The sequence below is a fragment of the Bacillus sp. CD3-5 genome (assembly GCF_006349665.1).
GTDB lineage: Bacteria > Bacillota > Bacilli > Bacillales > Bacillaceae_G > Bacillus_A > Bacillus_A paranthracis.
The window spans coordinates 151,216-164,306 of record NZ_VEPX01000006.1; the positions used below are offsets into that span (position 1 = coordinate 151,216).

Consider the following 13,091-nt stretch of genomic DNA (forward strand, 5'->3'; position numbering starts at 1 on the left):
CCCTCCAGTACTAATAACTTAAATCAGACTATACTATAATACCACTTTTAAAATAAAAATTCTACACCTTTTGATATTGTCTAATTTTTTCTATAAGATTTTTCATGTTTTCCCTTGCTATTACTGGGTTTCTAGCATGTGAATACACTAAAAATTTCGGTTGTTTTGTGTCAGAAACGATATAAGACCACTCTTTTTCGGTATATTTGAACTGTACTCCTTCAAATATGCCTTCTTCCTTCCTTTCGATATCAGCCAATAATTTCCTCATCACTTTTCCTTTTTCATTCCATGAACATACAACTTCATCACAAAGTAAATAAAGCGGCGGCGATTGCTCTACTATGCTGAGAAAGGTTTTTCCCTGCAATGCTATTAACTCGAATAATTTTCCAATTCGATATAAAATATCTCGCTTCCATCTCGCTTGAAACGATTTTTTTTCATCCTGCGTATAAAATAGAAGATAACATTCTCCTAATTTCAAAGACATTGGGTAAATATTTCCTGCCGATTCCAGTAATAAATCTGGAATATCAATCTCTTCAAAATCCGTCCCTTGGTAAATATTACTATGATTATCATATAACTCGAAATAATTTCCTTGCTCTGAAAACATAAGCGCCATATTTGCTTTACTTGATTTCATCAAAGCTTTCACATGATCCTTTTGTTCGCCCGCATAAATCCACGTAACTGTGCATCCGAGCCTTTGCAAAAAGAGCATAAGCAAATGTTGTAACATATCATTTCTCTTATTAATAAGAAGATGGAACTTCTGTTTTTTTATTTTCTCAATATCAATACGCTCTAATACAGCCTCTATATAATTATGTAAAGAAACGTGTACTAGCTTATTCCGCCCCATTTCCTTCTCACATACGTAATAAAACGACTCAGACATATATACTTGTTCTATCGCTTTTTGCTGCTTATACGTTAACTGTGCCCCATCCTTACCATACAACTTTATAACAATCTCTTTTTCTTTTTCCGCTTGAATGAAAACCCCGCCCGCACATTGCAAATCTTGAATGCTGTACTGAAAAAGTGATTCGTTCATTTCTTTGCATTCCATCGTATGAATCCCAATACCATGAATGGCATGAAGAAAAAGATTTTTATAAGAAGTCGTTTCTATATGTTCTTGACTCCCGATTAATATACTTTCCCCTTTTGTAAAAAGAGATCCGTACGCCATCGCAACCTTTACAATAAATTGAGGGGTGATTTCAACGTTCCCTCTTCCTACAATGCGGCTTTTTTGCAACCATCCTGCACTCTTCTCACTTTCTTGAACACCAGCCGATCCTACTACCGAATGACTATCAATCGCCTTATATGGCCATAGTTTTCCCTTTTGCTTAATTACCGTACTTTTCCCTATATGACAATGGTCCGCTACAATGCTTTTTTGAAACAATGTAACATCATCTTCCACCATTGTATGTTCTCCTATTGTCGTTTCTAGTAACTCACAATATTTCCCAATGTGCGCATTTGCAAAAATAATACTTTTTTGAAGATGAGAATAACTCGAAACAATACTATTTTTCCCGATAATAGAGTACGGCTCAATTACAGCCCCGGCACCAATTTTTGCTCCTTCTCCAATAAAAGAAGGGCCGTGAATTTTCGTTCCTTTTCCAATCGTTACCCCTTCTCCCATCCATACCATCGGTAATACTTCCGTATATGGGATAGGTACTTGCAATTTTTTCGTTAACAAATCAAATTGTGCTTGTCGATATTGATCAAATGTACCGATATCTAACCAGTAACCTTCTGACAAATATGCAAATAATGCGTTCTTATTTGCCAATAACGGAAACACATCTTGACTAAAATCAAAAAATTCTCGGGGCGGTATGTAAGAAAAAATTTCTGGCTCCATAATATATATACCTGTATTCACAATATTAGAGACTACTTCATTCCAACTCGGTTTTTCTATGTATCGTGTAACCTCTTGTTCTTTGTTCATTACAACTAAACCAAATGAGAGTGGATTTTCTACTTCCTTTACAAACATAGTTACCATTCTTTTCTTTTGTTCATGAAACGTAATTCCTTCTGATAATTGAAAATCAGTTAACGCATCCCCACTTATGACAACAAACGGTTCATCCAAAAATTTTTCCGCTTGTTTAATACTCCCTGCAGTTCCAAGCGGTGGAGAGTCTTCAAAGTAGTACAAGTTAACGCCCCATTTGCTACCGTCACCAAAATATTGCTTAATAGCCGCACTCATATACTGAACAGTAATGGCAATCTCACGTATACCATGCTGACGCAATAATTCAATGTTGTATTCTAAAACTGGCTTTTCTAATAATGGCAACATCGGCTTTGGAGTATTACATGTTAATGGTCTAAGGCGTCGTCCTTTTCCTCCAGCTAAAATAACCCCCTTCATATACTTCAGCCTCCACTTATATAATGTTCAGTAACTTCATATACGATATGTATATTATCTACCCAGCATTAACTAGCAGTATAAAATAAAGTGAAACTTTAATCAGTGGGGGTTTTCTTCCTCCCCTACTGATTATTAGCCTTGACCAATCGGGCCGGCAGGCAGTAAAGTTCCCCTTATATACATTCACCTTTCAACAACTTAAGAAAGCGCTTACTATTAATTTTTAAAATATTACTTAATAAGCGAATAACATATACGCCCTATTTTTTCCATTATATTATGATACATCTTATCATCATAAACTAAAGGAAACAACGAGCTTTTTTTGTCATGTTTTGACTAAAAAAAGCAGGTGATGTTTCACCTGCTTTTTTCTTTATTCATTTAATAAGTAATGCTTTCCCTTTACTAAATAAAAAACATTTTCAGCAATATTTGTAATATGGTCTGCTACACGTTCGATATATCTCGCTACAAAGGATAATTGTGTAATTTGTGTAATTGCTTCTGGTTGTTCTGGAACTGAAGATATAAATTCACGAATCGCTTTCCCATATATTTCATCAACAGAATCATCCATTTCGGCAATTTGTTTCGCAAAAGTTAAATTTTCTTGCTCATATGCATCTAGCGCTAACTGTAACATCTTATTTGCAATCGCAAACATCTCATCAAGATTGTGCAAACTAACAGACACGTCTTTTTCCCCGAGACGAATGGTTGATTTCGCAATATTAACAGCATGATCTGCAATCCGTTCTAAATCTGTCGCTGTTTTAATTGAAATGAAAATCCTTCTTAAATCACTCGCTACAGGTTGCTGCTTCGTAATGAGCATAAGCGCAAGATCATTTATTTCCTCTTCTAAATTATCCATACGATAATCACCATCTATTACCTCTAACGCTTTCTCTACATCCTTTTTATGAAGCCCTTCCATAGCAAGCAATAAAGCTTCTCTCGCTAGTTCACCAAGCTCAATCACCTTTTGCTGTAACGTTTTTAAATCACATTGAAATTGTTCTCGTACCATTGTTTCTTCCCCCTCAATATTATGTACCACTATATATAACTCTCCTACCTAGCCTACTTATAATAAACCTTAAGATAGGAGGAGTATTACTTCTCCTATCTTAAATAAGGTAAAAATAAGAAATACCCTCTGTTAAGAGGGTATTTGCTCTTAGCCTTGCTAGCGACATCAACCGAATCGGCCTGTAATATAATCTTCTGTACGCTTATCTGAAGGTGTCGTAAATAATTTATTTGTATCTGTATACTCTACAACTTCTCCACTTAAGAAGAAAGCAGTTTTATCTGAAATACGCGCAGCTTGTTGCATGTTATGCGTTACGATAACGATACTAAAATCTTTCTTTAACTCTTGAATTAATTCTTCTACTTTTAATGTTGAAATTGGATCTAGTGCTGATGTTGGCTCATCCATTAAAATAACGTCTGGTTCAATCGCTAAACAACGTGCAATACATAGACGCTGTTGCTGTCCACCAGATAAACCGTATGCATTATCATGCAAACGATCTTTTAACTCATCCCAAATCGCTGCTCCACGTAAACTTTTTTCAACAATTTCATCTAACGTTTTCTTGTCGCTAATCCCATGAATTTTCGGGCCATATGCTACATTTTCATAAATAGATTTTGGAAATGGATTTGGTTTTTGGAACACCATTCCTACATGTGTTCGTAATTCTTCAACTGGATATGATTTATCAAATATATTGCGCTCTCTATATTCAATTACGCCTGTAGTTCGCACGATTGGTACTAACTCTACCATACGATTTAATGTTTTTAAGTACGTTGATTTACCACAACCACTTGGCCCGATAATTGCTGTAACTTCATTCTCATGAATACTTAAGTTGATATCTTTTAAAGCATGGTCTTCTCCATACCATAAATTTAAGTTTTTCGTATCAAATACTACTTTCTTTGGCGCAGTCTCGATTTTCTCCTCGTTTTTCACCTGTACATTTACTACTGTTGCTACCATTTGAATTCCCCTTTCATCCATTTCCAACTTATTTTCGATTTCGTAACCATAGGACAACTATATTGATCAAGAGCAACAAACCTAACAAAACAATCATCCCAGCAGCTGCTACATACTGAAATTCTTCCTGTGGTCTACTCATCCAATTAAAAATTTGAATTGGTAAAACTGTAAATCTATCAAACATACTAAACGGAACATAATTTGCAAATGCAAGTGCCCCGATAACTAATAACGGTGCCGCTTCTCCAATCGCTCTTGATATCGCTAACGTACAACCTGTTATAATTCCTGGGAACGCATATGGCAATACAACTTGATACATCGTTTGCCACTTCGTAGCACCTAACCCGTAAGAAGCTTCTAATAATGACCTCGGTACAGATCGTATCGCTTCTTGACTCGCTACAACAACTGTCGGTAAGACGAGTAAGCTCATCGTCAGTGCCGCTGCAATAATACTCTCACCTAAGTGAAGAGCGTATACAAAAATGGTTAAGCCGAGTAATCCAAATACGACGGAAGGTACTCCCGCTAACGTTTGATTATTAATTTCTATTACCTTTTTAAATATAGATTCCTTCGCATATTGCTCTAAATAAAGAGCAGTTCCGACCCCAAATATAAAGGAGAGTGGTATAACAATACTCATAAATAATATTGTTCCTGACAAAGCTGCAACAATCCCAGCTTCTTTCGGATTACGCGAAGCGAAGTTTGTAAAGAAATCTAACGAAAGGTAACTGACACCTTTTTCAAAAATTTGAAAAAGCAAAATAAGCAGGATTACTATTGAAAACAAAATTGCCATATAAAATAACAATTTGTAAATTCGATCTTTTAAAAAACGTGATGCCATATTTTCTTGTATTTTTTTATGATTCAACATGCGCATATTATGTCACCCTCCTAAAGCGGCGCATAATAAACTGCGAAATGATGTTCATTATAAAAGTAAACAAGAATAACATTGCGCCTACAGCGTACATGCTGTAATAAGTAATTGTTCCATGCGGAGCATCACCTAAACTCACTTGCACAATATAAGCTGTTAACGTTTGAATAGAGTGTGTCGGATCGAGAGATACGTTCGGTGTGGACCCTGCTGCAATTACAACGATCATCGTTTCACCGATTGCTCTTGAAGCAGCTAATATAATCGCTGCCATAATCCCTGCGAAAGCTGAAGGAAACACGACTTGTTTTACCATTTCAAACCGAGTTGCTCCAAGTGCTAACGAAGCTTCTTTCGTCCCTTTCGCTACAGCTCTCATTGCATCTTCAGACAGAGATGCAATTGTCGGTATCATCATAAAGCCAATAACAATACCTGGACTAATCGCATTAAAAAACTGTAAATCTGGTATAATCCGCTGTAAAAGCGGTGTGACAACTGTTAATGCAAAAAAACCATATACAATCGTCGGGATACCTGCTAATAGTTCTAACATCGGTTTTAATACTTTTCTTACACTGTTTGAAGCATATTCACTTAAAAATACGGCACACGCTAAACCGATAGGAATTGCTACGAACATAGCAATTGTTGTTACAAGGAACGTTCCACATATAAGTGGTAATATACCGAATTTAGGATCTTCAAAAAAAGGTAACCATTCTTTCTCTGTCAAAAAGGAGAGCAATGGTATTTTTTGAAAAAACATCATTGTTTCATTTGCCAGCGTAAAAATAATTCCAAGTGTCGTCACAATAGACACACTAGCAATTATTTTTAGTAATAATGGAACGATTTGATTGATTCGCTGCGTTTTTTTTCTTTGTTTTGTATTTCTCTCAATCAAATGTTGTACAGAAAATGTAATTTGACTTTTGTCATTATGAGCCAAAGATGAAAACCCCTTTCCACCCTGACATTACCTTTTTATTTCTGTTAACATCCGCAGCTGTTCATTGTATTTTTCTTTTGGTAATTTTACATATCCTACCTCTTCAGCAAGATTACCAACATGCTGAATCATAAACTCAACATAATTCGCTACATTCATTTTATTTCGGATAGATGCATCATTTACATAAGCAAATAGCGACCTAGATAATGGCTTATATTTACCTGATTGAATCGTATCTTTCGTCGGAAGTACACCATCCACTTTTATTGCTCTCACCTTATCTCGATTGGCCATATAATAAGCATATCCTACAAAAGCAATGGCATTTTTATCATTCATTACCCCTTGCATAATAACTTGATCATCTTCAGACAAAGAGACTTTTTTTACAATGCGATTATTTTGTAAGATGACGTTTTGAAAATAATCATACGTACCAGAGTCTACACCTGGCGCATAAAACTTCACCTGTTCACGTGGCCATGAAGAATGAATTTGTGACCATCGCTTTTCGTTTCCATCTTCACTCCATAATAGACGTAACTCGTCTACCGTCATATTGTCTACCCAAGTATTTTCGCGATTCACAACGATCGTAAGACCGTCGTAAGCAACTTCAAATGGTGTAAACTGAATGGAGTTTCTCTTCATTTCATTTTCTTCCACTTGTTTCATTACTCTCGAAGCATTATTTATATCGACTTCTCCTTTACTGAAACGATTAAATCCTCCTCCTGTTCCAGAAACACTGATGGAAATTTTCACGCTTGGATGCACCTTTGTATATTCCTCCGCTACCGCTTCTATAATAGGAAAAACCGTTGAGGATCCATCAACTCTCACTTCTCCCATTTCATTCGCAGCAAATGCAGTAGACGTGCCAACATAAAAGAAACATGTTGACAGTATGAAAACTTTAATTGATGCACTTATCCATTTCACGTGTTCTTCCTCCTAGAAGTAACCGGAAATAACAGGATTACAGATATAAGAATACTGCTAAACTATTAATTCGGTTTTAATTGTTTGTAAAAGTTTTGTAAAGTTCCACAAGAATCAACATTAGGTAAATTATTAATCCGTAGCCACTGTTCATCTTCACTGAGGATTGGTCCATAACTTCCATAGTGAATGCATACGTATTATTTGCAAGGTCCCTTAAAATTCCGATATGATCTGCTTGTCCACTTTATTAAAACGTATGCATGAATCAAAAAAAAAAGCACACTATCTTTTCAGATAGTGTGCTTTTTTTACAACTTTTTTATTCATCATCTTGCTTTTTATTTTTCTTATCTATTTCCTCTTGTGTAGCTTCGCCATTTTCTACCTTTTTCAAATCAAAGTACGCGTCCATAATGTCACGACTAATATAACCGTTAATACCTGATTTATCATCTACCCAAGGTACAACAACAGAAAATGCTACTTCAGGGTCTTCAAGTGGCGCATAACCTACTAATGTTAAGTTATATGTTTCTTTACGCTCACCGTTTGCTTTTCTACCAATCTCTTTATCTCCGCCATACACAGTTTGAGCTGTACCTGTTTTACCAGCAGCTTTATATGATGCGCCTGTAAAGTATTTCGCAGCTGTACCACCAGACTCATTAAATACTTGTCTAAATCCTTCCTGAACACGTTTAATTTGCGATTCAGGCATATCAATACGGTTTAGTACTTTTGGTTCCATTGAATGAACGACTTTTCCAACTTCGCCTTGTTTCGCTTCCGGTTGACGAATTTCCTTTACAACTTGCGGCTGCATACGGTAACCACCATTTGCAATTGTTGAAACATACTGTGCTAATTGAAGTGGTGTGTACGTGTCATACTGCCCAATTGATAAATCTAATAAGAAACCTGGCTGATTTCCTCTACCTGTTTGACCCGCAGATTCATTTGGTAAATCGATACCTGTTTTTACACCAAGTCCAAACTGTCCGAAATAATAACGCATCGTATCAAATGCTTTTTGTGGTATATCTAACGTACCACCTCTTACATATGGAACACCTGCGATATTCATCGCTGTTTTAAACATATATACGTTAGAAGACATTTTTAATGCTGTTAAATCATTAATGTATCCCATCGTCTTCCAAGAAGATTTTTGTGGCGTTCCCTTTAATCTGATTGGTTCATCAAGTTGAACTGAACCTGGTTGAATGGCACCTGTCTGATACCCAGTAAGTACTGTCGCACCTTTTACAGTTGATCCCATCGGATAAGAACTTGTCATCGTTCCTAATGCGAAATCTTGCACTTTCGTTTCGCCATTTTCTTCTACTAACTGTTTCCCTGCCATAGATAAAACTTCACCATTTTTTGGATTCATCATTACAACGAATGCACGATCTAAAAGAGGTTGTCCCCCTTTATATCTCAATAAATTTTTCGTGATAATTTCTTCTACACGCTTTTGTAATTCCATATCAATTGTTAAATTCAGATTGTTACCACTTTGCCCTTTTGATACATTAATCGTTTCTAAAATATTACCGTTTTTATCCGTAATATTTCTCACTTCCGCTTTATTACCGTGCAAACTATCTTCATATTGCTGCTCAAGATAACTTTTCCCTACGCGGTCATTTCGATTATAATCACGAACAAGATAGTAATCTAGTCTTTCTCTCGGTAAACCTTCATCAGACGTTGACACGCCGCCAAGTACACTTCGGAATAAATCATCATAAATATACTTTCGATCCCAATCAACATTCGTATCTACACCCGGTAATGCTGCTAGATTTTCACTAATAATCGCATATTCTTGTTCTGTAGCATCCTTTTTAATGACTTGTGGTGTCATCGCATATCCGCCGTCCATTTTGCTTTTAATCGCTAGCACTTCTAAATCTTTTGCGGATAATTGATTCACTTCTTCTTCTGTCACGCGATTTCGTTGACGCTCATCTAATTCTTTATCGTCAATTTTTTTATCTTTAAACTCTTGACGATCTTTTTTCGTAATTTTTTCTTGCGCTTCTTCTTTATGAATAGCAAGCCAATAATCTTTTTTATCGCGATCTGTTAATTTATCTGTCGGTACTTCAATCAAATCTGCTAATTTTTTCGCTGTTTCTAAGCGAGCCTCTGCAGTTGATCCTTTCATTTTTGTAAATGTAATCGTACGTACAGCTGCATTATCTACTACAGCTCGCCCATAACGGTCAAATATTTTCCCACGTGGTACAGGATTACTTATCGTCGAGTTTTCTTTCCTCTCCACTTCATTCTTATATTCCTCACCGCGAACAATTTGTACATAACCAAGCCTTACAATAACCGCGGAGAACATTAAAAACACGCAGAAAAACAGCACGTTTAACCGAAAAGGAACGTGAGTCTTTTTCTTTTGTTGTTTCTGCTTCTTGCCCATACAAACCCCCTCTACCAACAGCTATGTAATTTGAAAGGGACACCTTCATACAGGTGTCCTCACTGCTGTCTTACATCTTTTTCTATTCTAGCATAAAACAAACGATAAGTTAACCTTCTGGTTCTGTTTGATTCTGCGTGGTTCCTTGCGCTACGACACTTGTGTTCCCTGCATTTCCTTCATCATATTTGACATTTTTAACTGCAAAATAAATAAGAAAATGTCCAGCACCTAAAATACATAGTAAGACAGGTAAACTCTTTTCAGGCGGAAAGAATAATACAGCACATAAAAAACTTAAAACTGAACAAATTCTCCCGGCATTTAACCATAATTCTCGGACAACAACATACTCTACACGCCACTCTCTCGCATTTTTCGCTCTACCAATTACATCATATGTCATCGATCCATATGGAACGAGTAAAATAGGGTATGCAATCGCAATGCATGCTGCATAAATAAGTAATTTTGTGTATGTAACATTGAATATAACTAAAAATACAACAGCATATAAAATAATGCCTCCAAGTAAAATTGCTTTTTTTCGCCACTCTTTCTTTAACATACGGGCAACTAAATAGTAACATACAAATGATACAGCAGAATTTACTAAGCTATATTTCCCTAATGCAAGCTCACTATCGGTTGCTAAGTACACATATACTGAAATAACAAAAATGAATGTCCCCTCTCTCAATCCTTGGAAAAAATGAGCACGTGTAATTCTCCCCCAATTTTTATCAATCCGTCGCTCTTTCAAAACTTGTGTAACCTCATAACGACCTTCACATTCTCTCTTAGATACAAAAAAGCTTAAAACGACAGCAATTGCAAATAACAATAACGAGAGAAAGAATATGACCGTATAACCACTCCACTTCTCCATACGTGAAATTGTGTATCCAGCTGCTATCGGTCCAATCATGCCAGAGAAGGATGTAAGAAGCCCAAGAAACCCGTTAAAGAAATCTCTTGTTTCTGGTTCTGTAATCTCAAATGTTAATAAGTTAAACGCGAGCCAGTAAAAACCATATCCGACTCCTAAAAGAGCCCCCATTAATAAAATATAGTGAGAAGCGCTTTTCCCCGCTACTAAAACAACGATAAAAAAAATCGCTAACGTGCCTACGCCTATTCGTAACAAGATCGAGCGATCAATACGCTTCGCTAATTTCCCACCTATAAGAAATGTGAGGGGCTGCAATACAACGCTGGCCAAATTATACAAGCCGAGATTCACATAATTTTGTGTTTGTTTCCATAAATAAATGTTAACAAACGTATTCGATAAAGAAATTGCGAGCGTGTATAAACCTCCAATAAGGAGTAATAACACTAAATCCCGATTCACTTCAACGTCACCAATTATATGTTTCCACTTCATACACAACTCTCCTTTACTTCATGTTCTAGTCTTCCAAAGACAAGCTCAATTATGTAAAAGGAAAGCATAGAAAAAAGCTAGGAGCATTCTCCTAGCTTTTTCTATCGTTATTACAATTATTTTGCTTCTTGGTAACGTTTTTCAGCAGCGTTCCAATCTACAACGTTCCAGAATGCACCGATGTAGTCTGGACGACGGTTTTGATAATTTAAGTAGTAAGCATGTTCCCAAACATCTAAACCGATAACTGGAGTTTTACCTTCAGTTAGAGGAGAATCTTGGTTTGGCGTGCTTGTTACTTCTAACTCACCATTATTTACTACTAACCAAGCCCAACCAGAACCGAAGCGAGTTGCGCCAGCTTTTGCGAATTCTTCTTTGAATGCATCGAAGCTACCGAATTTCGCTTCAATTGCAGTTGCAAGTTCGCCTACTGGTTGTCCGCCGCCGTTTGGAGATAAGATTGTCCAGAAGAATGTGTGGTTAGCATGTCCGCCACCATTGTTACGTACTGCTGTACGGATTGCTTCTGGTACTTCGTTTAAGTTTGCAACTAATTCTTCTACGCTTTTGTCAGCTAATTCTGCATGACCTTCTAAAGCAGCGTTTAAGTTTGTGATGTACGTGTTATGGTGTTTTGTATGATGGATGTTCATTGTTTCTTTGTCAAAGTGAGGCTCTAAAGCATCATACGCATAAGGTAAATTTGGTAATTCGTGTTTTGCCATTGTTATATTCCTCCCAGTTTATGTATTGCCACTTAAGTGACATACAACTACATTCTACCCTAATTGCCATAGGGTGCAAACAAATAAATCACATTGTCTTGCTATCATTAAAGTAGCAAAATTCCCACTTCTTTTCAATTAAAATGCTCATATATTTCATAAAAAAAGCTCCCTTCTACAAGGAAGCTTCCTACTGACATAATAAACATGTGAAATGGATATGGACCCTGTAGGACTCGAACCTACGACCGGACGGTTATGAGCCGTCTGCTCTAACCAGCTGAGCTAAGGGTCCACAATTATGTATGTAATAATACATCAAATAAAGGAATTCCTATCGGATATATCCTTTAAGAAATGTAAGATAAATTTACCATATAGAAAAGAAAAGTGTCAATTGTATTTTTCTCATTTAAAAGAAGAAAATTAATAAAAAGAAATTTAGTTATCTCTACTATATGTAAATATAATATATCTTGAGATTCCCTAGATTCCTACGTTACAATGATTTTATACATACATAAAGGAAGTGAATCTATGTCCATATTTACCCAATTAGTCAAAAGCGTATATTCGCCTAAAGATATGGCGCTATTCCGTTTTCAAAAAATCGGAAAAACCATTTTGTATATTATGCTACTTTGTCTAATCACTACTATTCCAAGAACATTCTTTTACGGTAGCTTTATCCAAGATAGTGTTACTATGGTAAATCAAGCAATTGAAAAAGATTTACCTGATTTTAAAATCGAAAATGGTGAACTAAAAGCTGATATTGAACAACCTATTCAAAAAGAAGAGGGAGATGCTCTTTTCGTATTTGATCCAAATACAACAGATATCGAAAAGTATCAAAATAAAACTGGTTTATTTATTTTAAAAGATAAAGTAGTTTCTATAGGAAATGGCCAGACGCAAACATACTCCTACAATGATTTATTAGGGACATCTCTTGAGAAAAAAGATTTGCAAGATTTCATTTCTGTATTCGATAGTATTTATCCAATTTTACTAGCTGTTATCGGAGTGTTAGTATATCTATTCCAATTGTTCATTACTTTCTTAGGAATTACTTTACTTGCGTTTATCGGTTCTGCTATGAGTGGTCAACGTAAATTATCTTATAAGCAAGTATGGACGTTAACTGCCTACAGCTACACAATTCCAACCATCTTCTTTATGATGATGGATTTATTCAAAATCGTTGTACCTGGCTCAACATTCATTTATATCGCAGTTGTTTTAATTGTTCTATACTTAACAATTAAAGAAGTTCCAAAACCGAACGAAAAAAATGCCTAAATA

General features: G+C 36.0%; 10 protein-coding genes and 1 tRNA gene. 1 reads left to right on the forward strand and 10 read right to left on the reverse strand.

The genetic code is table 11. The features are described from left to right. Positions 1-61: 61 nt before the first annotated feature. From FH036_RS14165 to FH036_RS14210, 10 genes are all read right to left on the reverse strand, one after another. On the reverse strand, positions 62-2,416 hold the full coding sequence (locus FH036_RS14165) for a sugar phosphate nucleotidyltransferase (RefSeq protein WP_044793786.1): 2,355 nt from the start codon (positions 2,414-2,416) through the stop codon (positions 62-64). 379 nt (positions 2,417-2,795) lie between these two features. Next, positions 2,796-3,452, reverse strand: coding sequence for a phosphate signaling complex protein PhoU (gene phoU, locus FH036_RS14170; RefSeq protein ID WP_000251231.1), 657 nt, complete (start codon positions 3,450-3,452; stop codon positions 2,796-2,798). Between the two features lie 168 nt (positions 3,453-3,620). Further along, complete coding sequence (gene pstB, locus FH036_RS14175) at positions 3,621-4,436, reverse strand: phosphate ABC transporter ATP-binding protein (RefSeq protein ID WP_000226683.1); 816 nt, start codon at positions 4,434-4,436, stop codon at positions 3,621-3,623. Between the two features lie 28 nt (positions 4,437-4,464). Further along, positions 4,465-5,331, reverse strand: a complete 867-nt coding sequence (gene pstA, locus FH036_RS14180; protein ID WP_001242546.1) for a phosphate ABC transporter permease PstA — start codon at positions 5,329-5,331, stop codon at positions 4,465-4,467. A gap of 1 nt (position 5,332) precedes the next feature. Then, on the reverse strand, positions 5,333-6,283 hold the full coding sequence (pstC, locus tag FH036_RS14185; protein ID WP_000940902.1) for a phosphate ABC transporter permease subunit PstC: 951 nt from the start codon (positions 6,281-6,283) through the stop codon (positions 5,333-5,335). A gap of 27 nt (positions 6,284-6,310) precedes the next feature. Then, positions 6,311-7,228, reverse strand: coding sequence for a phosphate ABC transporter substrate-binding protein PhoX (phoX, locus tag FH036_RS14190; RefSeq protein ID WP_000871254.1), 918 nt, complete (start codon positions 7,226-7,228; stop codon positions 6,311-6,313). Positions 7,229-7,550: 322 nt separating this feature from the next. After that, positions 7,551-9,671 (reverse strand): peptidoglycan D,D-transpeptidase FtsI family protein, encoded by a 2,121-nt coding sequence (locus tag FH036_RS14195; RefSeq protein ID WP_000516825.1) that lies wholly within the window; start codon positions 9,669-9,671, stop codon positions 7,551-7,553. Positions 9,672-9,780: 109 nt separating this feature from the next. Further along, on the reverse strand, positions 9,781-11,058 hold the full coding sequence (locus tag FH036_RS14200; RefSeq protein WP_000871368.1) for an MFS transporter: 1,278 nt from the start codon (positions 11,056-11,058) through the stop codon (positions 9,781-9,783). A 116-nt stretch (positions 11,059-11,174) separates the two neighbouring features. After that, entirely contained in the window at positions 11,175-11,786 is a 612-nt protein-coding gene (sodA, locus tag FH036_RS14205; RefSeq protein WP_001052031.1) for a superoxide dismutase [Mn], read from the reverse strand. Positions 11,787-12,007: 221 nt separating this feature from the next. Next, positions 12,008-12,081 (reverse strand) — tRNA-Ile (locus tag FH036_RS14210). 242 nt (positions 12,082-12,323) lie between these two features. Here FH036_RS14210 and FH036_RS14215 point away from each other — a divergent pair. Further along, positions 12,324-13,088, forward strand: coding sequence for a DUF1189 domain-containing protein (locus tag FH036_RS14215; protein ID WP_139895898.1), 765 nt, complete (start codon positions 12,324-12,326; stop codon positions 13,086-13,088). Positions 13,089-13,091: the final 3 nt, after the last annotated feature.

What these genes read in the sequence shown, in the direction of transcription:
- phoU (WP_000251231.1), bottom strand. Translation starts at nt 3,452, where the DNA reads ATGGTACGAGAACAATTTCAATGTGATTTAAAAACGTTACAGCAAAAG.
- FH036_RS14200 (WP_000871368.1), bottom strand. Translation starts at nt 11,058, where the DNA reads ATGAAGTGGAAACATATAATTGGTGACGTTGAAGTGAATCGGGATTTA.
- pstB (WP_000226683.1), bottom strand. Translation starts at nt 4,436, where the DNA reads ATGGTAGCAACAGTAGTAAATGTACAGGTGAAAAACGAGGAGAAAATC.
- sodA (WP_001052031.1), bottom strand. Translation starts at nt 11,786, where the DNA reads ATGGCAAAACACGAATTACCAAATTTACCTTATGCGTATGATGCTTTA.
- FH036_RS14165 (WP_044793786.1), bottom strand. Translation starts at nt 2,416, where the DNA reads ATGAAGGGGGTTATTTTAGCTGGAGGAAAAGGACGACGCCTTAGACCA.
- FH036_RS14215 (WP_139895898.1), top strand. Translation starts at nt 12,324, where the DNA reads ATGTCCATATTTACCCAATTAGTCAAAAGCGTATATTCGCCTAAAGAT.
- FH036_RS14195 (WP_000516825.1), bottom strand. Translation starts at nt 9,671, where the DNA reads ATGGGCAAGAAGCAGAAACAACAAAAGAAAAAGACTCACGTTCCTTTT.
- pstA (WP_001242546.1), bottom strand. Translation starts at nt 5,331, where the DNA reads ATGCGCATGTTGAATCATAAAAAAATACAAGAAAATATGGCATCACGT.